General features: G+C 59.0%; 12 protein-coding genes. 7 read left to right on the forward strand and 5 right to left on the reverse strand.

Annotated elements, in window-relative coordinates; genetic code table 11:
- Nucleotides 1-693: galactokinase (locus EWM57_RS16565; protein ID WP_317128201.1), on the reverse strand; the 693-nt coding region annotated here is incomplete at its 3' end.
- Between the two features lie 616 nt (nucleotides 694-1,309).
- Here EWM57_RS16565 and galB point away from each other — a divergent pair.
- Nucleotides 1,310-3,784, forward strand: coding sequence for a beta-galactosidase GalB (galB, locus tag EWM57_RS16570; protein WP_129922277.1), 2,475 nt, complete (start codon nucleotides 1,310-1,312; stop codon nucleotides 3,782-3,784).
- 91 nt (nucleotides 3,785-3,875) lie between these two features.
- Here galB and EWM57_RS16575 read toward each other — a convergent pair whose 3' ends face one another.
- Entirely contained in the window at nucleotides 3,876-4,685 is an 810-nt protein-coding gene (locus EWM57_RS16575) for a helix-turn-helix domain-containing protein (protein ID WP_129922278.1), read from the reverse strand.
- A 669-nt stretch (nucleotides 4,686-5,354) separates the two neighbouring features.
- On the opposite strand from EWM57_RS16575, the gene EWM57_RS16580 reads away from it, so the two are divergent.
- From EWM57_RS16580 to EWM57_RS16590, 3 genes are all read left to right on the forward strand, one after another.
- The gene (locus EWM57_RS16580) at nucleotides 5,355-8,780 is read left to right on the forward strand and encodes an RHS repeat domain-containing protein (protein ID WP_129922279.1); all 3,426 of its coding nucleotides are present in this window, start codon (nucleotides 5,355-5,357) and stop codon (nucleotides 8,778-8,780) included.
- 68 nt (nucleotides 8,781-8,848) lie between these two features.
- Entirely contained in the window at nucleotides 8,849-14,860 is a 6,012-nt protein-coding gene (locus EWM57_RS16585) for a DUF6443 domain-containing protein (protein ID WP_129922280.1), read from the forward strand.
- Nucleotides 14,861-15,334: 474 nt separating this feature from the next.
- Nucleotides 15,335-16,438: a lipocalin family protein gene (locus tag EWM57_RS16590; RefSeq protein WP_129922281.1), complete on the forward strand. Its 1,104-nt coding sequence runs from the start codon at nucleotides 15,335-15,337 to the stop codon at nucleotides 16,436-16,438.
- A 101-nt stretch (nucleotides 16,439-16,539) separates the two neighbouring features.
- Here the strand turns inward: EWM57_RS16590 and EWM57_RS16595 are convergent, their stop codons facing one another.
- Nucleotides 16,540-17,724 (reverse strand): sensor histidine kinase, encoded by a 1,185-nt coding sequence (locus tag EWM57_RS16595; RefSeq protein WP_242510111.1) that lies wholly within the window; start codon nucleotides 17,722-17,724, stop codon nucleotides 16,540-16,542.
- A 355-nt stretch (nucleotides 17,725-18,079) separates the two neighbouring features.
- On the opposite strand from EWM57_RS16595, the gene hemA reads away from it, so the two are divergent.
- Nucleotides 18,080-19,351 (forward strand): glutamyl-tRNA reductase, encoded by a 1,272-nt coding sequence (gene hemA, locus EWM57_RS16600; RefSeq protein WP_129922282.1) that lies wholly within the window; start codon nucleotides 18,080-18,082, stop codon nucleotides 19,349-19,351.
- A 163-nt stretch (nucleotides 19,352-19,514) separates the two neighbouring features.
- On the opposite strand, the gene EWM57_RS16605 is transcribed toward hemA, so the two are convergent.
- Complete coding sequence (locus EWM57_RS16605; protein ID WP_129922283.1) at nucleotides 19,515-19,823, reverse strand: ArsR/SmtB family transcription factor; 309 nt, start codon at nucleotides 19,821-19,823, stop codon at nucleotides 19,515-19,517.
- A 237-nt stretch (nucleotides 19,824-20,060) separates the two neighbouring features.
- Here EWM57_RS16605 and EWM57_RS16610 point away from each other — a divergent pair, with 237 nt between their 5' ends.
- Nucleotides 20,061-21,290: a Glu/Leu/Phe/Val dehydrogenase dimerization domain-containing protein gene (locus EWM57_RS16610; protein WP_129922284.1), complete on the forward strand. Its 1,230-nt coding sequence runs from the start codon at nucleotides 20,061-20,063 to the stop codon at nucleotides 21,288-21,290.
- A gap of 139 nt (nucleotides 21,291-21,429) precedes the next feature.
- The gene (locus EWM57_RS16615) at nucleotides 21,430-22,575 is read left to right on the forward strand and encodes a mechanosensitive ion channel family protein (protein WP_129922285.1); all 1,146 of its coding nucleotides are present in this window, start codon (nucleotides 21,430-21,432) and stop codon (nucleotides 22,573-22,575) included.
- Nucleotides 22,576-22,659: 84 nt separating this feature from the next.
- On the opposite strand, the gene EWM57_RS16620 is transcribed toward EWM57_RS16615, so the two are convergent.
- Entirely contained in the window at nucleotides 22,660-23,565 is a 906-nt protein-coding gene (locus EWM57_RS16620; RefSeq protein WP_129922286.1) for a TerB family tellurite resistance protein, read from the reverse strand.
- Between the last annotated feature and the right edge of the window lie 94 nt (nucleotides 23,566-23,659).

Below are 23,659 nucleotides of genomic sequence, written 5' to 3' on the forward strand. Positions count from 1 at the left end.
GCCCTGCTCGCACTCCCGGCGGCGGGTGTTGTACTCCGAGCTGGCCAGGCTGTGCTTCACCCCCGAATTGCAGAGCACCAGGTGGTAGGCGGCCGAATCGAAAGGAAAATACTCGTATTCCAGCGAGCGGCAGTCGAGACGCACAACATGGCCGGCGCGCCCGTGCAGGCTGGCAAACTGATCCATGAGGCCGCACTGCACCCCGGCAAACGTGTGCTCGGCGGCCTGCCCGATCAGGGCCAGCTCCAGCAGGCTGAAGCCGGTACGCAGCAGCTCATTGAGGGCAAAGGCCAGCCCGCATTCCACCGCCGCCGACGAAGACAGCCCCGCCCCCATCGGCACGTTGCCCCCGAACACGCAGTCAAAGCCCGGCACAACGATGCCGCGCTGCTGAAACTGCGCCACCACGCCCAGCAGGTAGTTGGCCCACAGCGTCGGGCCGGGCTGCACGGCGCCCGCGGCCAGATCCAGTTCAAGCGCCTCGTCTTTGTCAAAAGAAAACAAGCGGGCCGCGCTGCCGCCGTTGAGGCCCACGGCAAAGACAATCTCCCGGTCGATGGCCGCGGGCAGCACGAAGCCGCCGTTGTAGTCGGTATGCTCCCCGATCAGGTTCACCCGGCCGGGAGCCCGCACCAGTAGCGGCGCATAGTCGTAGCGCTCCTGAAAGGCCGTCGCAATTTCTTCTTTCAACATGCTGATATCTAACAGGTAGTCGGACCAATTTATGCCCAGCCGGGAGCACCGGGGCAGTCGCAAATCTATGCAATCGATTGCAAAATCAAACTCACAGCGGCCTGCTTTACCCATCATTTTGCTGCTATTGATAATTTCACTCGGCTTTTACCTTAGACAGAAGCGGATTTAGGAGGGTGATTAGTTGGCGCTACTCCAGAACACGAGGGCGAAGGAGCAGTAAGCCCGGGAATGAACTAAACTATTTCTTTTGAAAATCATTCGCCAATACCTTGCTTACCAAACAATAACCCTTTTACCAACCTTATACCCACTTGCTTATTGCGGCAGCAATCTCTATTTATGCAAACGATTGCAAAATCAGACGGAAGACTGCTCCTACTGAACATAGCCGGTCGTTTCGCCTGAGTTTCTGTTCATATGCGCTTTATCCGCACTCCGTTTGCCTGCTTTCTGGCCCTGCAGCTACAGACTGCCAGGCCGGGCCCCGAATCGGTGCATGCGGATGTTGGATTTATTCGGCTGCAATAGACTGTAGTGCTCTGACACTCGAACCTACCCTCCGACTTCTTCGCTCCGCTTTCTTTGTTTCCAACCGGCCCCAACCTCTCCGGCTATGCGTTTTTTCTCTTCTCTTTTTCCGGGTCTGCGCGTGGCGGTGGTGCTGTGGCTGGCCGCCGGCGACGCGGCTTTCGGGCAGGTTCGCCAGGACATTTTGCTGACCACGAACTGGAAGTTCAGCAAGGGCGACGTGGTCAATGCTGCCGCCCCCGACTTTTCGGATGCGAAGTGGCAAACCGTTAGCGTGCCCCACGACTGGGCCATCTACGGCCCTTTCGACGGCAACAACGACCTGCAGGAAGTGAAAATCGAGCAGAACAACGAGAAGCAGGCCACCCTCAAGGCCGGCCGCACCGGTGGGCTGCCCTTCATCGGGACGGGCTGGTACCGGCGGGCGCTGACGGTACCCGGCTTCAAGCCGGGCAAGCGGGCCGTGCTGCTCTTCGACGGGGCCATGAGCAATGCCCACGTGTTTGTGAACGGGCGCGAGGTGGGCTCCTGGCCCTACGGCTACAACTCTTTTTCCTTTGACATAACCGACTTTCTCAAGCCGACCGGCCCGAACCTGCTGGCCGTGCGGCTGCAGAACCAGCCCGAGGCCTCGCGCTGGTACCCGGGTGCCGGCCTCTACCGCAACGTGCACCTTATCGTGACCAACGACGTGCACGTTCCCGTGTGGGGCACCTACCTGACCACGCCCGACATCACCGCCGAAGCCGCCAAGGTGACGCTCAAAACCCAGGTGGAAGCCCCGGCCGGCACCCGCGCGCCCCTGCGCCTGCAAACCGAAATCCGGGACGCGGCCGGCAAGGTGCTCACGACGACCACGACCACGCTGGCGGCCGCCCCCGGCACCTTCGAGCAGCAGCTGGTAGTGGCCAAACCCCGGCTCTGGTCGCCGGAAACGCCGGTGCTCTACACGGCCGTGTCCAGGCTATATGCCGGCGACGAACTCAAGGACGAGTACCGCACCCGCTTCGGCATCCGCTCGTTCCGGTTTGAGGCCGACAAGGGCTTCTTCCTCAACGGGCAGCCGCGCAAGTTCCGGGGCGTCTGCAACCACCACGACCTGGGTCCCCTGGGTACGGCCGTGAACGCGGCCGCCCTGCGGCGCCAGCTCACCCTGCTCAAGGAGCTGGGCGCCGATGCCATCCGCACCACCCACAACATGCCGGCCCCGGAGCTGGTGAGCCTGGCCGACGAACTGGGCTTTATGCTTATCGTGGAGTCGTTTGATGAATGGAAAAAGCCCAAGGTGAAGAACGGCTACAGCCAGTACTTCGATCAGTGGGCGGAAAAGGACCTCGTGAACATGGTGCACCGCGACCGGAACCACCCCTCGGTGATTCTGTGGAGCATCGGCAACGAGGTGCCCGACCAGTGGGCCCCGGGCGGGGTATCCATTGCCCAGCGCCTGCAGGACATCGTGCACCGCGAAGACCCCACCCGCCCCGTGACGGCCGGCATGGACCAGTTCGACGCGGCCGTGGGCAACGGCTTCGCGGCCCTGCTCGACGTGCCCGGCTTCAACTACAAGCCGTCCCGCTACCCCGAGGCCCGCGCCAAGCTGCCCCAGGGGATGATGCTGGGCTCCGAAACGGCCTCCACCGTCAGTTCCCGCGGGGTCTACAAGTTTCCCGTGGTGCCCGGCAAAGACAAGAAGTACGCCGACAACCAGTCGTCGTCGTACGACTTGGAGGTGTGCAACTGGTCGCAGACTCCGGACGAGGAGTTCGTGCAGCAGGACGCCCTGCCCTACGTGCTGGGCGAGTTCGTCTGGACCGGCTTCGACTACCTGGGCGAGCCCACGCCCTACGACGAGGCCTGGCCGTCGCACAGCTCCTACTTCGGCATCCTGGACCTGGCCGGCCTGCCCAAAGACCGGTTCTACCTCTATAAGTCGCGCTGGAACCCGGCCCCCACGCTCCACCTGCTGCCGCACTGGACCTGGCCGGGCCGCGAGGGCCAGACCACCCCCGTGTACTGTTACACCAACTACCCCGAGGCCGAGCTGTTTGTGAACGGCAAAAGCCAGGGCCGCCAGCGCAAAACCACCACCGGCAGCCCCCAGGCCCGCTACCGCCTGATGTGGAACGAGGTGAAATACGCGCCGGGCAGCCTCAAAGTGGTAGCCTACAATGCCGCCGGCAAGGTCGTGGCGACGGAAGAGGTGCATACCGCCGGCCCGCCCCACCACGTGCGCCTCGTGGCCGACCGTACGAAGCTGACCGCCGACGGGCAGGACCTGGCTTTCGTGACGGCCCGGGTGGAAGACGCCCAGGGTAACCTCTGCCCCGAGGCCACGAACCAGCTCCAGTTTAAAGTAGCAGGCGCGGGCAGCTTCCGCGCCGCCGCCAACGGCAACCCGGCCAGCCTGGAGCCCTTCCAGGAGCCCCGTATGAAAGCCTTCCAGGGCATGCTCGTGGTACTGGTGCAGGCCACCGACAAGGCGGGCACCGCCCAGCTCACCGTCAGCAGTGCGGGGCTGAAAAGCGCCTCGGTAAGCATTCAGACGACCAGCGCGAAGTAGGCCGCGCTCCAACCATCAACGCCCTCCGCCGACAGCTCCGTAAGCTGCCCGCGGAAGGCGTTGTCGTTGAATAAGCGGGTCGCAGGGGAAGTTACCGCTCCCGCTCCAGGCGCTGCACCCGCTCGAGCAGATTATGCAACTGCGCCGCCAGCGTGTCGGGGGCCGGTGCCGGGAGCTGAAAGCTCAGCCGCCCCGTGACGAGCCACAGCTCCTGCACGTGTGCCCAGGTGAATTCCGCCCCGGCCTGGCCCGCTTCCACCACCAGCTGCACTGCGCCAGCCACCGCGGGAGTCAGTCGGCCAATGGCCAGCCTCTGGACAGTAACCACGACGTAGATGGCGGCCGGGTCCAGCTGATTCACGGACGGTTTGGGCGTCAGCAGACGGGCAATAACCCAGTCGTGGAGCTGAAAATCGGGCTGCAGGCTGGTGTCCGTCACCTGAAAGCAGCGGAAACGGCCCTGCTGTACCTGGGGTAGCGGCAGAGTTAGCGCGGGCAAGGTTTGCTCAAATGCCGGCTCGACGCAGCGCGCGGCATACTGCGCCGCCGCTGCGGCATCTACCATCCGCAGTTCGGCAACGGGCGCCGCCTTCTTCGGAGAAGCCCCGTAGCCAACCCGTTCCTCCTCGACCAGCAGCGCAGCGCCCGGTTCGGCCGCGGTATAGCCTTTAGCTGGCGCCAGTGCCTGACCGACTTCCTCGGCCGGATCCGTAAAGAGCCAGTTCAGGTCGACGCCCCGCGTATGCAGAAAGCGAATAAACTCTTTCGGCACCCCTTCCTTGCGCCCGTTCTCCAGCTGGCTGATGTCGCGCTGGGACAAGCCGCTGGCCTGAGCCAGTTCCAGCTGGGTCATCTGGAATTGCTGGCGAATCAGGCGAATTTTAGCGGGAATCCAGTCCATGGAATAATTTATTCAAAAAAAGAATTGCAAGCACTTGACACGCATTCTTATATTGAATATACTTGTGTGTGATTTAAGCAAAGATGCACATACGCCTTGCGGTCTGCAACCAGTCCTATCTAACTCTACCCTCCGGTTTCCACTAACTAACTCCCTTTATCATTTCTAAACTATGCCCTTCCTGATTTCTAGCCCCCTATCAATTTATTACTAATCCAGCATTCCTATCCGATTCATTACGCGTGCATTTTTCGACTATTTCCGGGTGCCGCTCTGGTGTAGTTTATCAATTAGCAGCGGGCTTATTATCAACGCAATTGTTACCCCAATCACTATTTACTACTCTATTTCCATCATTTACGCTGCTAGCTTCTATAGTTAGTTATCCCCGCGGTCCTGGGCAAAAATCCATTAAACCATCCCGACCGTAGCCGCCCGCGCTTCTACCCTATTGCAGCAGTATTCCATTTGGTCGCCTGGCCCACGCCAGGCGACCAGGTGAGGGCCCGTTCGTGCCTTTTTTATCCCTCTCTCCTCCGGCTGTCAACGCTGTATCGCTGCGTAGCTGAGTCTGCATTTACGGCATTGCAGCGGCCGCTAGGGCAACGAATAACCCGGGCGGCGGCCGGGCGCAATACTATTCTCATTTCCATTTTATAGCCATTATTTATGTCTCTGCTCTTTTCCCCGGTTCAGGGCTTATTCCTGAACAACGTCTCGCGGGTGTACCGCTCGGTTCTTCCGTGGGCGTGGCGCAGCTACTGTATCTGCCAGCTGCTGCTGGGTACATTTCACCCCGCCCTGGCCCAGCAGCCGACCATTACGCCGGCAGTGCCACAGCTGCAAAGCTACGTTCCGGGCTCGCCTACCACGGCCGCCCTGGAGCGCTACGTGACCATGCCCGTCAGTGAACAAAGCGGAACGCCGTCCGTCAGCGTGCCGCTGTTTGAGGTGAAAAGCCGACAACTGAAGCTGCCCATCAGCCTTACCTACCACGCTGGGGGCATCCGGGTGACGGACGACGCGTCGTGGGTGGGGTTGGGCTGGAGCCTGCAGGCCGGCGGCATGATTTCCCGCTCGTTGCGGGGCTTGCCAGACGAGCATGAAACCCTCGGATTTCTGGCCAACCGCCGCACGATTCCGGATGCCGGTACCATTAATGATGTCCTTGACTTCCGACTGCTGCAGACAGTGGCCGAAAACCGCCTGGATTGCGAGCCCGACCTGTTTTCCTACAACTATCCGGAAGGCGGCGGGCAGTTTGCCTTCGGCGTTGACGGCCTGCCCCATCCGATTCCTTTCGACCCCGTGGTCATTAAGGCTTCCCTGCTGGGCTTCGGCAGTCAGCTGACCATCACATCGCCTTCCGGGACGGTTTACCAATTTGCCGACTGGGAAAGCACAACCATCCGGCAGCGCGGGCCCGACGTATGGCACCGCTCGGCGTGGTATCTGTCGCGCATCATTTCTGCCGACGCCACGGATACCATCTCCTTTGAGTACAACCGCCACCGCATTTCGTACGCTCCCACCCAGTCCCAGCAGCAGGTACTACCCATCTATTACATGCTGGCCAACGGCGTTCCAACCAACCCCAATTCCGAAGGGGTGGTCACGAGCACGAGCTACGTAGAAACCAAGGCCGTCAAGCTGTTTCGAATCCGTTTTGCTTCGGGCTACGTGCAGTTTAATGCAGACTCCACCAAACGGCTGGATATCCCCTCTGATGCCAGCCTGGGTTCGGTGGAGTTGTACGCCCAAGCCACGCGGCAAGCCCCGGCGCGACTTATTCGCCGGTTTGACCTGCAACAGTCGTATTTCCAAAGTACCGGGGGTGCCGCACCGCGCTTCAACAGCCGATTACGGCTCGACGGCATCACCGAAAGTGCCGGCTCTCTTCGCAAGCCGGGCCACCGGTTTCAGTACTCCGCCATTCCTCTGCCCCCGCGCGACTCCTACGCCCAGGACCACTGGGGATTTTTTAACAACCGTACTAACCTGGATCTGATACCGCGGCAGATCTTCCAGACTATCTACCAGCCTCGGGCTCTGGGTCAGGCCGACCGCACTCCCGATTCAGCTTATGTGCAGGCTGGGCTGCTCCAGCAGATCATCTACCCAACCGGGGGCCGCACAACGCTCTCTTTTGAGTCTAACACGACGGACGAGCGCCGCAAAATCCCTCAACCTATCAAGGTTTATTCGGCGGCAGCCTTGGCCCCTTCCAACACCCCGGTGACCGTCTCGACTACATTTAAGGTGGAATACAGCCGTGATGTCCGGGCCGCTATTGACTTTTCCATCAACTGCTCCGGTACCGGCGGGTGGAGTCACAACACTGGTGGCGCCACTCTATTCGATATAACCGATGGAAAAGACCGGCAGATCCAGATATACAAGATAGCCGGCTGCGAAACCAACACGGTGGACGAACATACCGGCATTGCGGACAGCATTATGCTGCTGACGGGCCATACCTATCAGTTGATGGCTGAATCTGATAACCCCGATATGGAAACGGAGATGCGCGTCACATGGCGCGACATTTCTGCCCCCGACAAGTACGAACACTACAAGCACTTGGTAGGCGGGGTGCGGATTCGGCGCATCACTACTTCCCCAGCTGCGGGTGGGCCCACCCTCACCAAGCGGTATTCCTACGTTCAGCCCAACCACCCAGACCGTTCCAGTGGCTACACTCCCGGGCTTCCACTGCGCTATTCTTACCGGCGTGAAATCCGCTATGGCGTCTTAGAGGAGCCCGTTATTGAATTCGTTACACCCGGAATATGCAGTTTCTATCCTAATGCAGGCTGGGAAATAACGGCTGGCTCCAGCCCTTTGGGACAAGCCAGCGGCCAAGCGGTAGCCTATTCTGCCGTCAGCGTCGATGACGGCCCACGCAGCGGTAAGACGGTAAGTGAGTATTCCGTCTGCCAGGATAGCGCCAGCACCGAGCTACCCATGGTAGCCCCTATCGACAACTCCTGGCGTCGCGGCCAGCTGTTGTCCCGGAGCGTGTACCAGTCGGAGGACGGAAGCAAATTTCGCCTGCTCGAGCGCACCACCAACACCTATTCCCTCGACTCCCGCAACCGCAGTGTTATCCAGGGCTTCAAGGTGATGGCGCAGGTGGCCTCCCGGGGCTCGGCCTGCAATAACATCCCGGAAAAGCGCGAATTCAGCACCGGCTATTATGCCTATCAAAACTTTTCTCATCCCAGCTACTGGCTTCACCTCGACTCGACGGTAGTATATCGCTACGCCGCGCAAGACACCACCCAGGCTCCTCTGACTACGACAACGCTTTACCAGTACGGCAACCCAAACCACGCCCAGCCAACCACCATTCGGGTATGTGCCGGGACGGCCGATACACTGACCACGCGCTACCGGTACCCACTGGACTTTGCGACCTCAGGCGCCGCAGATACGGCCAGCCGCGGAATTCAGGCACTGGTTGCCCGCCACGTATTGGCTCCCGTTATTGAGCAGCAGCAGTGGCGGCAGCACGACTGGCCCCTGGGCCTAACGGCGGGCACAGTAGTACACTATGACGGGCTGCGCCCACGGCGCATCTGGCAGCTGAAAACTGTTGACCCTATTCTGCCGACCAACTTCCAGCCCTCGGCAGTGCAGCAGGGCCAGTTTCAGCAGGATGCGCGCTACCAGGAAGCCGCTGTCATTGACCGCTACGATGCGCGCGGCAATGTACTCGAGCAACACCGGCCCGGCGAGGCCCCCGTTACCTATCTCTGGGGCTATAATGCGTGCTACGTGGTGGCCGAAATCAAGAATGCCACTTATCCGGAAGTGCTGGCCGTGCTGGGTCAGCCAGCCGTTGATGCCTTGGCTGGTCCCAACCCTGGCTCCGCCGCTGACATCCGCGCCAAAATCAACCTGCTGCGCACTCGGCTGCCGGCCGCCCGGGTAACCACCTTCACCCACGCGCCCCTGGTTGGGCCCACCTCGCGCACGGCTCCCGACGGGCGGACGCTCTTCTATGAGTACGACGCCTTTGGGCGCCTGCTTCGCACCCGCGACGAGCAGAACCGCGTGCTGAGTCAGCAAGAGTACCACTATTCTCGCCCCTGATCCGGGGCGGCAATTCCTATCCCGCTGCTTTTCTACTCCTATCCTTTAGCTGCTTTTCCAGCCTTGCTATGCGCTATCCTTTCCCTATCCGCCTGATTTTCTTGGTTTTCCTGCTGGCCTGGGCCAGCGCCATTCCAGCCCGGGCGCAGGCCCCCGAAGGCGTTGTTGCCGACTCCACCGAGCTGCGCGTATTACGCCAGTTTCTGTTTGCCACCGTCTCTGTTTCCACTTGGCAGAGCATTAAGGACACTCCCCTCCACGCATGGCCCGGGGTGCGGCTGGAGGGCGGCGACGTAGTGGGCCTGTACGGTGCTTACGGCCACCTGACGGGTCCTCTGCACCCTTGCTTAGGGGAATTGCGCCAACTCCGGTACCTGACGCTAACCCAGAATGCGCTGACTGGTCCCATCCCAACCGAGTACCAGCAACTGACCCAGCTTCAGCACCTGTCGCTGGATCAGAACCAGCTGACCGGCCCGATTCCGGACTGGCTGGGCACGCTGCCTTTTCTGGAAAGCCTCAATCTGAACAGCAACAAGCTTAGCGGCTCCATTCCCGCGGCTTTAGGCCAACTTTCTCAGCTACAGTCTTTGTTGCTGAGCGACAACAAGCTGACTGGGACGCTGCCGTCCGCCCTTGGTCAGCTGACCAGTTTGCAACAGCTGAATGTTTCTGCCAACCAACTCAGCGGCAGCATTCCGGCGGAGCTTGGGGGTGCTCGAGCTCTGCAAACCCTCAACCTCAGCTATAACGCCTTATCCGGAAGCTTGCCTAGCACACTGGGCCAGCTGCGTTTCCTCATTGAGTTTGGTGCTTGCCTCAACCGCCTTACGGGCAGCCTGCCCCAATCATTCGCGGCCTGGCAGCAGATTCGCACTATTACCCTCCAGGACAATCTGCTCAGCGGCAGTATTCCGGCCCAGTGGGGGCGTCTGGGCACACTGCAAAGCCTGAGCCTAGCCCACAACCGGCTTACGGGCAGCTTGTCTGATTCCCTCGGCCGCCTCACCCAGCTCACGCGCCTGACGGTGGCGCACAACCAACTCACGGGCCCGTTGCCGGCTGGTCTGGGGCAGCTTGCCGCCCTGGAAGAGCTGGATGTGTCGAGCAACTATTTCACGGCGCTGCTGCCCGCTTCCTGGGCCACTATGCGCGCTTTAAAAACTCTGGATGCCCATCATAATCGACTGGCGGGCAGCATTCCGCCCACCTGGAGTGAGCTGGGCGCGCTGCAAACCCTGGACCTGAGCGAGAACCAGCTCGGGGGTGAACTGCCGGCCTTCCTAGGGGATTTTCGCTTCCTGAGTTATCTGGGGTTAGGTCATAATAACTTCCGGGGCGCAGTACCCGCTGCCCTGACGTTGTTGCCGGCGGTGCGCTACCTGGATCTGTCGGCCAACCAGCTTATAGCAATTCCAAGCTGGGCCCGCAGTGCCCGACGGCCCCAGACCGTTTTGGTGCAGAACAACTATCTGGATTTTGGCACCATCGAGCCCAACTTTACCGCCGTGGGAGTCAGCTGCATCCCGGAGTTTTATTTTATGCCCCAGAATACGCCGATGGCTGACACGCTTCGCTGCGTGGCCCGCACCTACCAGACCATGCACCGCAGCATGGCGGGCACGGGCAACCACTATCAGTGGGAGCGGCAGTTAGGGCAGGCCTGGGTGGAACTACCGGCTCAGACCGACACAACGCTTCAACTGGGCAAGGTGCTTCCCACCATGGAAGGACTGTACCGGCTGCGGGTTTGGAACGATCTGGTTACCAACAGCAATGGCTTCCACATCTTCCTGTATAAGAACGTATTTCTCGATTTGCTGCCCTATGCGCCGCCGGTAGAGAATCTGCCCGTCGAGAGTAGCCTGGTGGCCTCGCCGATTAACACGCTGGCGCCTAATCCATTTACCGGCAACCCCGACTCGCTGGTGCTGAATTTTGTGCGCACCTACACTGCCCGGCAGGAATTTACGGACCCCGAGAATCTGGTTCAGGCTCCCGTGGACGACGTGCAGATCAAAACGGATTACCTGGACGGCTTGGGCCGGCCCGTGCAGAGCGTGCTACGGCAGGAGTCGCCGCTCCGGCGCGATATTGTTCAGCCCACGGCCTACGACGAGCTGGGCCGGGAAACGAAAAGCTATTTGCCCTACACCGCGGCTAATGGCACCGGTGCCCTGGGCCCTTACCGACCGAATGCCATTCGGGAGCAATATGAATTCTACCACGACATTCCCGCGGGAACCGGAGCGCCAGTAGCCGGGCTTCCCCGCACGGGAGTGCCCTACGGTGAAACGGCTTTTGAAGCTTCTCCGCTCAACCGGACCTTAGCAACGGCCGCCCCCGGCGAAGCTTGGCAAATGGCTACCGGTCATGTCACGACCATTCAGGAGCGCCCCAACGTCGTGTCGGACGAGGTTCAGCATTTCACGGTCGGCTACGGCAGCCAGATCAACGCCACCTTTGTGCAAGCCCCCTACGCCGCCGCTACACTATGGGTGAAAGAAACCCGGGATGAGCACGGCTTCCGCATCCTGGAGTTTGAAGACCAGCAAAAACACGTGATTCTGAAACGGGTGCAAACCAGCATTCCCAACCAACTGGTTTCCCTCAACACGGCTCAGCAATGGTTGGAAACGTATTACGTGTACGATGACTTTGGTCACCTGCGGATAGTGCTGCCCCCGAAGGCAGTGGCGCAGTTGCGCGCCAACAACTGGCAGCTGCGCGATGCTGCCGACCCACTGCTGTTTCGCTACCGCTACGACAAGCACGGCCGCGTCATCGCCAAGCAGATTCCGGGTACCGACGGCGAAACCCAGCTAGTCTACAATCAACTGGATCAGGTGGTGCTCAGCCAGGATGCGGCCCAACGGCTGCGCCAGGAATGGTCTTTCACCAAATATGACGTGTGGGGCCGTCCCGTGGTCACGGGGCTCTGCACCCGCAATGCGCCTCTCGAAGTGCTGCAAGGGGAAGCCGAACGAACTGTCATTCAGGCCGAATCCCGTACGGCAGCCGTTTCCAATCCTCATCATTACACGCTCTACCAGGCTTACCCCCCGCTGTCGGCCACCAGCCGGTTCACCCAGCCCCGGGTGCTGACGCTTTCCTATTACGATGACTATAATTTCGACAATGATCCGGCCGCTCAACCCGACGCGGCCTACAACCCGCAGTACGACCACCAATTCACCGGTGCTGGTCCCCGTCCCGATGCCCGCGTCAAGGACTTAATAACGCAGACCCGCAGCCGGGTGCTGGGCCTTCCCGAAACGGGCCCTGGTGCCTGGTTGACGACCACTACGTTCTACGACGAGCGCGCCCGCCCGATTCAGGTCCAGGGCACCAATGCCCGGGGCGGTACCGACGTCATCACCACCCAGCTCGACTTTGCGGGTAAAACCCGGAAAACGTACTCCGTGCATCTGGATGCGCGCCCGGCCGCGCAACCCGTGAGTGTCGCCGAAACCCATACCTACGACCACGCCGGCCGCCTGCTCTCCACAACTCAACAGCTCGGCACCGAGTTGCGGCCTACTGTGCTGGCAACTCTGCGCTACGACGAACTCGGGCAATTGCAGCAGAAAAAGCTTGGCTTGGGCAATCAGAAAGTGGATTACCGCTACAATATCCGCGGGTGGCTCACCCACATCAACGACGCCGTGCAGAGCGAGCCCAACGACATCTGGGGCATGGAGCTGTACTATGAGCACGGTTTCACCACCGACTATTTACAATACAACGGCAACATCACGGGGCAAAAGTGGCGCAGCCAGTCTGACAACGTGACCCGAGCCTACGGCTACGTATATGATGCCAGCAACCGCCTGTTGCAGGGCGACTTTGTGGCCCGCACCGCCACCGGGGCCTGGACCGCGGAAAAACAAAACTACGGCCTGCGCTTTGTCAGCTACGACGAGAACGGCAATATTCTGACCCTGCGGCGCCGGGGGCTGCGGGCTCCGGCCACTTCCACCAGTGCGAAGCAGTACGGCCCCATTGATCAGCTCCTGTACACTTATGCCGGCAACCGCCTGCTCGCCGTCGACGATGCCATCCGGGATAATGGCCCAGCTACCCCCAGTGCCCCGGCCCTTGCCGGCGACTTTCAGGATCAGGGCAGCTACTACCAGCCGCAGCAACAGGCCGAGTACCAGTACGATGCCAACGGCAGCCTGACGGCCGACCGCAACAAGGGCATCACGTCCATTCTTTACAACCATCTAAATCTACCCCGGCGCATCGCCTTCGGCAACGACTCCATTGTGTTTCGCTACTCAGCCGCGGGCCAGAAAGTAGCCAAGCTGGTGTACGAGACGGGCAAGCCCATGCAGCAAACCGACTATGCCGGCGCTTTCCAATACGAGCAGGATTCCCTGCGCTTCTTCCCCCACGCGGAAGGCCGGGTACTATGTCAGGTGCAACGCAGTGCAGCCGGAACGCCAACTGTGCGTTACGTCCGGGAATACAGTATCAAGGATCATTTGGGCAATCTGCGCATAGCCTACCGCCCCGGCGACACAGCCGTTTTCAAGGCCACGATGGAAATGAACCCAGCTTCCGTAGCCCGGCAGGAAGAACAGCAGTTTGATTCAGCCAGCATTGCCCGGAGCCGCTTTATGGCTGGCGCTTTGGCGCGCACGGGATCCTACGTGGCCCGTCTTAATGCCGCAACGGGCCAGGCTCTGGGTCCATCTAAAATACTGAGTGTGCACAAAGGTGATACCATCACGGTGACGGCACACGGCATGTATCAGCAATATCTGCGCACGAAAAAGCTGGCGTTATCGCTGCCAACTATTGTGGCCGGCACCCTGCTCCAACAGCCAACTATGCAGCCGGGCGGTGAGCCTACCCGCAGACTTCGACCCCTGCCATTCCTCGGCCTTAGCTTATCTATGTTGCCAACCTTGGCTCGCACGCAGAATATTCCCGAAGGATTTTTACGCATTCTCGTTTATAACGCAGATTCTACTCTAGTTGAGACACTCAACCACTCCCTCTCGGAAACAGCCTATAACAATTATGAGTCCCTATTAAAGCGCGTTATTGCTCCCGCTGATGGTTATATCCAAGCCTATGTAGGCAATACCAGTAGCGCCGACGTATTCTTTGATGACATAGAGGTAAGATATAGTCCGGGTTTAGTCGTGCAAGAGAATGTCTATGACCCGTGGGGATTGAATCTGGCTGGATTGGAAAGGACAAGCATTGCGCACGAGAATAAATATCAGTATAATGGCAAAGAAAAGCAGCAAGAACTGGGCCTTAACTGGCAGGATTATGGCGCACGCATGTATGATACACAGTTGGGACGGTGGCATGCTGTGGATCCGTTATCAGATATAATGCACAGATATAGCCCTTATGTTTACTGCTTCGACAATCCCATAAGATTTGTTGACCCTGATGGCAGAATAAGCGAAGAAAGAATCGGCCCAAATGCAACAGCAGGACCCAGAAACTCAGCAAGCGAAATTGAGAGAGGAAACAATACTACCACAGCAAGAAGCTCATCTAGCATCTCAGTGACAAACACTGAAACTAATAGATATGGAGAAACAAAGTCTACAATAAGCAATATAAAAGGCTCTTCTCAAGATATAGCAAATATCTCGAATTACAGTGCAGAAGTTGTATCCTCATCAATGCGCCAAGCAAAAGTAAATTCTGTCCGTGTCAGCAGAACTCAAAGCACTGTAATAGGGGAAGCAAAAGCAATGTATACTAACGCAATAGCTCCTAACGGAGTAAAGAAATCTTATAATCTATATGCATCTTCTGGAGACAAAGTTATTAATGTCTTTGAAAATGGAAAAAATTCAGGCTTATCTAGTGAGCAAATAATCAATAATATGGCAGCAGCCATAACTACTCTTGGACCAACAAATGTATCGAAGCATTTAGCAAATCCTACAACTCTTAATGTAATTGATTTTTCTTCTCGTGATCTAGGCAATAAAGCATCAGCTTTCAACACTGCTTTGAAATCAAACCGCGGGGTATCAAATTTTTTCTCCCCATATACTGCACCACACCGCGACCCAGCCTTTCATCTTGAAATTCCACAAAAATGAAAATGTCAATATATATTTTGGTTTGCTTTTTATTTGTTTTTAAAAACGTCAGTGCTCAGCACAAAAAAACAAGCAATTTATCAAGCAAAAAATCAAAGGAAATCAGCAAAATCAACAATAATCTAATAAGAATTATACAGGGAACATGGGCTGAAAAAAGTGACGGAAACGCATTTTTTAACATACATAATAATAAGATTATATACTTTGATACAGATACCAAACCTGTTTATTTTACAATAAAAAATAATGATATTATATATTTTTTTTCTGAAAATATTGTTATCAAAGACAGGATATTAAAATTAACCAAGGACAGCTTGATATTGTATAGTGATGACGGAATAAAAACAAGGCTATGCCGCATGAAATAAAACACAACTATAATTTAAGTTACAAAAACACAAAAACAAACAGTGCATATTTCACAAACTAACCCAAACCTTTTGCCCCTGGAAACCCTTTTCCAGGGGCATGAAGAACTTACTGCTCTCCACCCTCCTACTCTTCCTCTCCACCGCCTGCGCCTTTAAGCCGACCAACAAGCACGACGTGTTCAACCAGCGGGCCCAGCTTCCCCAGGAAGAGGCCCCGCACGTCCGCAACTCGCTGGAGTGGTGGTATTTCACGGGCCACCTGCGCGACAAAACCACCGGCGAAACCTTCGGGGTGGAGTACGTTTTCTTCCATTTCAACCCCACCGGCGACAAGGACTGGCAGATGGTGAACTTTGCCCTCACCGACCCGCAGCAAAAGCAGTTCCGCTACGACTATCAGCTCGAGAAGCTCCCGGAGTTGCTTGCGCCTACTCTGCCCATCAACCTGCTGGCCCAGAAGAAAGCCCAGCAGTGGAGCCTGACCGGGCAGGAAGGCAGCTACCACCTGCAGGCCCGCATGGTCACCCACGCCGGGCAGGCCATCAACCTGATTACGACGCCTGCCAAGCCCATCCTGCTGCACAGCGGCACCGGTTACGAGCAGTACGGGCCCGTGGCCAAGGCGGGCTACTACAGCTACCCCCGACTGGCAGCCGCCGGCACGCTGGAAGTGGATGGCAAGGTGCACCAGGTGGAGGGCGACCTGTGGTATGACCGGCAATGGAACTGCAACTCCGTGACAACCAAAAACATTGGCTGGGACTGGTTCAGCGTCCAGCTCGACGAGCCCCGGGAGGAAATCATGGCCTACACCCTCTACAACAAGGCCACCGGCGAAAGCCTGGGCGGCGGCTCCCACTACTCGGCCCAGAACCAGAACACCCACCTCGGCGGCGCCGACTTCCAGCTCGAAACCCTCGACTACTGGGTGAGTCCGCACTCCCGGCAGCGCTACCCCAGCAAGTGGCGCCTGCGCATTCCCAGCCAGGGCTACGACCTGCTGCTGGAACCCGTGATGGCCGACCAGGAACTGGGCTTACGGCTGTTCAAGGCCATCAACCTCTACTATTGGGAAGGCATGTGCCGGGTCACGGGTACCCACCACGGCAAACCCGTGACGGGCAACAGCTACGTGGAAATCACCAACCGCGGAGAAGTCAAGATCAAGAAGGACAAGGTGAAGGCCAAGACCAAGGGGTAGTTGTCGGTTATCAGTTGTCAGTTGTTAGTTACAGTCTGTTGAACGATTACTGGCAACCGACAACACTAACAACGGACAACTAGTAACTGACAACTAAAAACTCATTCCCCCTTAAGCAGCACTCGGAACGTGGTGCCCTTGCCAACTTCCGACCAGCGCACGTAGAGCTTGCCCTCGTGGTAGTTCTCAATAATGCGCTTGGCCAACGCCAGGCCCAGGCCCCAGCCCCGCTTCTTGGTGGTGTAGCCGGGCAGAAACACGCTTTCAATCTTGCTCTTCGGGATGCCCTTGCCCGTGTCGGTGATGTCGAGGGCAATGAGGTTTTTGCCCTTGGAAGCCCGGCGCAGGTGCAGGGTGATGTGGCCCTTGCCATCCATAGCGTCGACGGCGTTTTTGCAGATATTCTCGATTACCCAGTCGAACAGGGGCACGTTGATGCGGGCGGGCGTGTCGGTGGGCAGGTCGGTCTTGATTTCAAAATCCACCTTCTTCGACACCCGGCTTTGCAGGTAGGCAATGGCATTTTTGGTGGCCTGCAGGATGTTCTCGTCCTTGAGCACCGGCACCGAGCCGATGTTACTGAACCGCTCGGTGATGATTTCCAGGCGCCGCACGTCCTTGCCCAGCTCGTCCACAATGGGCTCGTTCTGCCACTTCTCGGAGTCCTTGAGGTAGGTGTGCCAAGCCATCAGGCTGCTTAGCGGCGTGCCCAGCTGGTGGGCCGTTTCCTTGGCTAGGCCTACCCACACGCGGTTTTGCTCGGCCCGCCGCGAGTAGCTAAACGAGAAGTAGGCCATCACGCCCAGGCACCCGATGACGGCTAGCTGCACCAGCGGGTAGGTCCGTAGCTGAGTCAGCAGCTGGGAGTCCTTGTAGTAGATGTAGTTGCGCAGGCCGGCCCCGAGCTCCACCACGATGGGTGGGTGCTGGCCCTTCATGACGGCAATTTCGCGGTGCAGAAAGTCAGCGGTGGCCTTTTCGGTGGCTTTCTTGGGCAGGTCCACGTTTTTGGTGCCCAGGATATTTTCCTCCCCGTCGGTGAAGATGATAGGAATGGTGGTGTTGGCGTTGATGATTTCCTCAAACACGAAGTTGGTGTTCGAACTGACCTCGGTATTGATAATGAAGCGCTGGGCCTTGGCGTACAGGTCAATTTGCTTCTGCTCCCGCTCCGAGAGGCGCTGCACCAGCACGTTGGTGTAAATCACGGTGGCGGCCGCAATGAGAATGGCGCCCGCCAGCACCATCAGCTTGATCCGGGATTTTTGGTCGTAAATAGGTAGCACGTGCCGGGAAAAAGAAGGAACAGCCAGAAACCGGGCCCCAAAGCCCGGCCGACGAAGGTAAGCAGCGCCGGCCTCACCCACGGGGCGGGTGGGTTGCTAAACGGGAGAACCCCACCGGGGTTTTTCCGGGGTAGGCGCCCGGCCGCCGTCGGCAAACCGGGCTCAGCGGCTGATATATGCGCGGCCCAAACATGATTTTCATCACCGCCGCCGCCCTTAACCTGCCTTTCTGGCCCCTATGGGCAACATTCCCCGCCTGTGTTGCTTTCCGCCGAACCACTCCAGGCAACTTCCTGTTTCAGACTATCGAATTACGCTGTAATTTTGCCCCCTACAATACGCCGTAGCCCCAGCTATGCTCCATCCATTCAAGGCCGTTAGCCTGTCCTTTAAAAAAGCGCCGCTCGCCATTCGGGAGTTGATTGCCCTGGACGAGGCCGCCTGCCGCCGCTTTCTTCATACGCTCCACCACGATCTAGGTCTCCAGGACCTGCTCGTGCTGAGCACCTGCAACCGCACGGAAATCTACTACAGCGCCGAGCGGGACCAGAGCCCGGCCATCATCGAGGCCCTGGCCCAGATGAAGGGCCTCGCCAACGTCGCCGAATACTTCCCTTACTTCGACGTTCTCGACTCCTACGCCGACGCCGTGCAGCACCTGTTCGAGGTGGCCATGGGGCTCGACGCCCAGGTGGTCGGCGACCTGCAGATCAGCAACCAGGTGAAAACCGCCTACCAGTGGTCGGCGGACGAAGACGCGGCCGGGCCGTTTCTGCACCGTCTGCTGCACACTATCTTCTTCACCAACAAGCGCGTGCAGCAGGAAACCAGCTTCCGCGACGGGGCGGCCTCTACTTCCTACGCCACGCTGGAGCTGGTGGAAGAGCTGACGGCCGACATTGCTAACCCCCGGGTGCTGGTGGTCGGGCTGGGCGAAATCGGGGCCGACGTGTGCCGCCACTTCAGCGACAGCAAAGCTTTCAACGAGGTAACGCTCTGCAACCGCACCCGCGCCAAGGCCGACGCCCTGGCCCTGGAATGCGGCCTGCAGGTGCTCGAGTTCGAAAACCTGGTGCAGGGTCTCAAGGACGCCGACGTCGTTATTTCCTCCATTGCCCACGACTCGCCCTTCTTCACCCGCGAGATGGTGGAGCGCCTCGACGTACTCAACTTCAAGTTCTTCATCGACCTGTCGGTGCCCCGCAGCATCGAGGCCGAGGTAGAACAGGTGCCGGGCGTGCTGGTCTACAACATCGACACGATTCAGAGCAAGGCCTCGGCCGCCCTCGAGCAGCGCCTGGCCGCCATTCCGCACGTGCGCGCCATCATTGCCGACAGCATTGCCGGCCTGCAGGATTGGACGAAAGAAATGATGGTTTCGCCCACCATCCAGAAGCTCAAGAATGCTCTGGAGCAGATCCGGCAGGAGGAAATGGACCGTTTCCAGAAGAAAATGAGCCCCGAGGAAGCCAAGCGCATGGACGAGGTGACCCGCTCCCTGATGCAGAAGATCCTCAAGCAGCCCGTGCTCCAGCTCAAGGCCGCCTGCAAGCGCGGCGAGGCCGACCAGCTCATCGACGTGCTCACCGACCTCTTCGACCTCGAAAGCCAAACGACCCCGGCCTAGCAGCCGGTTCCCCTATAAGATTCTGGTTTTAGTCCAGCAATAAGCCCCGCCAGTAGCTACTGACGGGGCTTATTGCTGGAGAACCCGTTGCCGGGGCCAGGACACGAAAAAAGGACCGTCAAGTGGCGGTCCTTCTTCATTTTTCCGGGGAAAAACGGATTCTCTAGAGCGAGTCGCAGCAGTCTTCGAGCGAGTCGATGACGTCGAGCAGCTTCGGAATGGAGAGGGAGTAATAGATCTTCGTCCCGACTTTAAACGACGACAGGATGCCGCGGTCCTTGAGGGTAATCAGGTGCTGGGAGGCAATGGCCTGGGGCAAATCGAGCGAACGGTAGATTTCCGTCACGGTCATCTTGTCCTCTTTTCCCAGCAGATCCACGATGGCCAGGCGCTTGGGGTGAGCCAGCACTTTGAGCATTGCAGCGGCCTTATCTACTTTTTTGGATTCTACGCGCGAGAGCAAAGGTTTCATATAGTGAGTTACAACGGTGGGACCTGGCAGGGGATTCATCAGGAATATGCGTAATACGATATTTCCGCCCCCAAGAGTTCCTATCAAAGTGGATTAAGCCTAAATTTTTTGATTTTTTCCACTTCCATTCCGGCAGGATTCAACGGCATTAGACCGCCAATGACGCCTCCGCTGTGTCGGGGCTGCTTACCTTTGCGGCTGAATTTTCCATCCCACCCTTACTTACCTGACTACCTGATGAAAGACCTGCTGGCCAAGTTCGAAAACAAGCGTCCCGAAATCGTTTTTGAGTGGAAAGATGCCGAAACCGAGGCCGAAGGCTGGGTGGTCATCAACTCCCTGCGCGGTGGGGCGGCCGGCGGCGGCACCCGCATGCGCAAGGGCCTCGACAAGCGCGAAGTCGAGAGCCTGGCCAAAACCATGGAAGTGAAGTTTACCGTGTCGGGCCCGGCCATCGGCGGGGCCAAGTCAGGCATCAACTTCGACCCCCAGGATCCGCGCAAGCGCGGCGTGCTGGAGCGCTGGTACCGGGCCGTGATTCCGCTGCTGAAGGCCTACTACGGCACCGGCGGCGACCTGAACGTGGACGAAATTCACGACGTGATTCCGATTACCGAGGATTATGGCCTCTGGCACCCCCAGGAAGGCATCGTGAACGGGCACTACCGGGCCACCGAGCCCCAGAAGATTCAGAAGCTGGGCCAGCTGCGCCAGGGGGTGGTGAAGGTGCTGGAAGACGCCGCCTTTACGCCCGAGCTGAGCCGCAAATACACCGTGGCCGACCTCATCACCGGCTACGGCGTAGCCGAGGCCGTGCGCCACTACTACGAGCTCTGGGGCAGCCGCGACGTGGCCGGCAAGCGGGCCATTATTCAGGGCTGGGGCAATGTGGGCGCCGCGGCAGCCTACTACCTGGCCTTGCAGGGCGCCAAGGTCACGGGCATCATCGACCGGGCCGGCGGCCTGCTTAAGGAAGAGGGCTTTTCGCTGGAGGAAATCCGAACCTTGTTCTTAGAGCGCCAAGGCAACGCCCTGACCGCCGACAACCTGCTTTCTTTCGAGGAAATTAATCAGCGTATCTGGACGTCGGGGGCCGAGATTTTCATTCCGGCCGCCGCTTCCCGCCTCGTTACGCGCGAGCAGATGGAGCAGCTGATTGCCAACGGGCTCGAAGTGGTGAGCTGCGGGGCCAACGTCCCGTTTTCGGACCCCGAAATCTTCTTCGGCCCTACCGGCGAGTACGCCGACCAGCACGTGAGCGTCATTCCCGACTTCATTGCCAACTGCGGCATGGCCCGGGTGTTTGCCTACCTGATGGAAACCAACGCTGAAATCACCGACCAGGCCATCTTCGGCGACACGTCCCGCGTTATCCGCCGGGCCCTGGAGCGCACCCGCCAGCAGGGCGACGCCCGCACCGGGGTGGCCCAGAAGTCGTTCGAAATGGCCTTGCGCCAGTTGGTATAACCGGCCCGTTTACTATACCGTCATACCGAGCGCAGCCGAGGTATCTCGCGTGCTGATGTTAGGTTGGTAACCCTACGTCAGCCAGCGAGATGCTTCGGCTGCGCCTCTGCATGACGTTCGAGAACTCAAATAAACTGCTATGTCTCTCCAGGAAATTCTGAACCTGCGCTTTCTGGGCAACAACCTGGGGGCTTACCTGACGTGCCTGGGCATTCTGCTGTTTGGCTACGCCTTCAAGACCCTGCTTTCCAAGCTGCTGTCCCGGCTGGTGTTCCGCTTTATCCGCCGCAAGACGGAGGGCGTAAGCGAAAGTCAGTTTCAGGCGCTGCTGATCCAGCCGGTGTCCATCGTGGTGTTTTTCGTCACGGTCTACCTCGCGTTTCAGGTCCTCGACTACCCCGTGCACAGCTCCGAGCTGACCCGCAACGAGCCCTGGCCCAAGGTGCTGCTGTTTCGGCTCTACCAGCTGGGCATCATTTTCGGCCTGGCCTGGATTGCCCTGCGGGTGGTCGACTTTCTGGTGCTGGTGTTCCGGCGGCGGGCCGAAACCAACGCTTCCCGCCTCAACAACCAGCTGATTCCCTTCGCCAAGGACCTGCTGAAGGTACTGGTGCTGACCATGGCCTTTCTGGTGATGCTCAGCCGGGTGTTTGGCGTCAACGTCACGGCCCTGATCGGGGGTCTGGGTATTGGCGGACTCGCCGTGGCCTTCGCGGCCAAGGAAAGTCTGGAAAACCTGATTGCCTCCTTCACCATCTTTCTCGACCGGCCCTTCGCCGTGGGCGACTTGGTGGAAGTGGGCGGCGTGACAGGCACGGTGGAAAAGGTGGGCTTCCGCAGCACCCGCCTGCGCACGGCCGAGAAAAGCTACGTGACGGTGCCCAACAAGTCGATGATCGACAAGCCCCTCGACAACCTTTCCCTGCGCACGGCCCGGCGGGTGAGCTTCACGCTGGCCCTGAGCCACGCCACCAGCAGTGAGCAGCTGCGCGGCATAGTTCAGGACGCCCAGCGCATGATCCAGGCCAACCCGCTCACGACCCAGGACGTGCAGATCAAGTTTTCGGCCCTCACCCCGGCGGCCAAGGAAGTGACGGTGCAGTACTTCGTGGAAACAACCAGCTACGAGGAATACCTCGACGTGAAAGAAGAACTCAACTACCGCCTCGTGGAGCTGGTGGAGCAGCACAAGGGCAGCTTTGCCAGCACCGGCACCACCATTGTGCAGCTGGCCAACCCCGACCCGCTCCGGGGGCTGCAGTCGCCGGAGCAGTCGGTGCTGTAAGCTGATTTAGTACCTAAGCGTGCATAGAAAAGGCCCGTTCAGTTTCCTGAACGGGCCTTTTCTTATAATGCTACTAGCGGGCGGCTAGCGGCCACCGAGCAGACCGCCGAGCAGGCCGCCCATGCCGCTGCCGCCGAGCAGACCACCCAGGCCGGCGCCACCCGCACTGCGGGGAGCCGAGCCGGGCTGCCCGCCCAGGCCGCCCAGAATCGACATCAGGGAGCCCAGTCCGCCGCTGCCCACGTGGGAGCCCTGCTGGGGCATGTTGCCGTAGTCGGCGCCGCCGCCGCTGCCGCCGAGCACGTTGCCCAGCAAGCCGCCGCCGAGCAGACCACCCAACAGGCCACCCATCGACGAGCCGCCGCCCATGGCGCCGCCGAGCAAGCCCCCCATGGTGCTGCCGCCGCCCATCGAGCCGCCCATCATGCCGGGCTGGCGGTTGCCGCCCATTACCCGCGAAATTACCATCGGGGCCACCACGCCGAGCAGACCAGCCATCAGGGCACCCTTCGGAATGCCGACGCTGCCGAGTTTATCGGTGATGCCGCTCAAAAAGCCTTGTTTGGCTGGGTCGCTGGCGTCGTGGGGCACGGAAGCAGCTTGGTCAACCACGGTTTCCAGCACCTGCTTCTGCTCCTGGTTGATGCCCAGGTAGGCGGCAATCTTGTTGACCATTTCTTCCTCCGTGTTGGAGTAAGCCCCGTCGGCACGGGCAAAGCTGATCAGGTCCGTGACGAGCGAAAAGCGCAGGTCACTGCCGCGCAACGTATCCAAGTTTTGCTTGATGCTCTCGTTGGAAGAGTCTTTGGCGGCCGTCAGCACTTGCTGGGTGGCGCCACCCGACAAGCCGGCCGTGTGGGCCAGCTGCTGGAGAAACTCAATTTCAGCGGCCGAGGCTTCGCGGTCGGCGGAAGCCAGACTGGCAATAGCGCTCAGGTACGCCGCTTTTTCCTGATCCGAATAGTTCTGCAGGAGTTGTGGATTGTCCATGGGTGTCTCGGTTGTGGAATGGGAAATAAAACGTTTCCCTTAACGCGGTTCCACTGATTAGGTTGATCCAGCGCCGGGTTACCTCCCACTTCAC

This window comes from Hymenobacter persicinus (assembly GCF_004167665.1).
In the GTDB taxonomy this organism is placed as follows: domain Bacteria; phylum Bacteroidota; class Bacteroidia; order Cytophagales; family Hymenobacteraceae; genus Hymenobacter; species Hymenobacter persicinus.

Coding starts and splice junctions, on each gene's coding strand:
- EWM57_RS16620 (WP_129922286.1), bottom strand. CDS start 23,565: ATGGACAATCCACAACTCCTGCAGAACTATTCGGATCAGGAAAAAGCG.
- EWM57_RS16615 (WP_129922285.1), top strand. CDS start 21,430: ATGTCTCTCCAGGAAATTCTGAACCTGCGCTTTCTGGGCAACAACCTG.
- EWM57_RS16610 (WP_129922284.1), top strand. CDS start 20,061: ATGAAAGACCTGCTGGCCAAGTTCGAAAACAAGCGTCCCGAAATCGTT.
- EWM57_RS16605 (WP_129922283.1), bottom strand. CDS start 19,823: ATGAAACCTTTGCTCTCGCGCGTAGAATCCAAAAAAGTAGATAAGGCC.
- EWM57_RS16580 (WP_129922279.1), top strand. CDS start 5,355: ATGTCTCTGCTCTTTTCCCCGGTTCAGGGCTTATTCCTGAACAACGTC.
- EWM57_RS16590 (WP_129922281.1), top strand. CDS start 15,335: ATGAAGAACTTACTGCTCTCCACCCTCCTACTCTTCCTCTCCACCGCC.
- hemA (WP_129922282.1), top strand. CDS start 18,080: ATGCTCCATCCATTCAAGGCCGTTAGCCTGTCCTTTAAAAAAGCGCCG.
- galB (WP_129922277.1), top strand. CDS start 1,310: ATGCGTTTTTTCTCTTCTCTTTTTCCGGGTCTGCGCGTGGCGGTGGTG.
- EWM57_RS16585 (WP_129922280.1), top strand. CDS start 8,849: ATGCGCTATCCTTTCCCTATCCGCCTGATTTTCTTGGTTTTCCTGCTG.
- EWM57_RS16575 (WP_129922278.1), bottom strand. CDS start 4,685: ATGGACTGGATTCCCGCTAAAATTCGCCTGATTCGCCAGCAATTCCAG.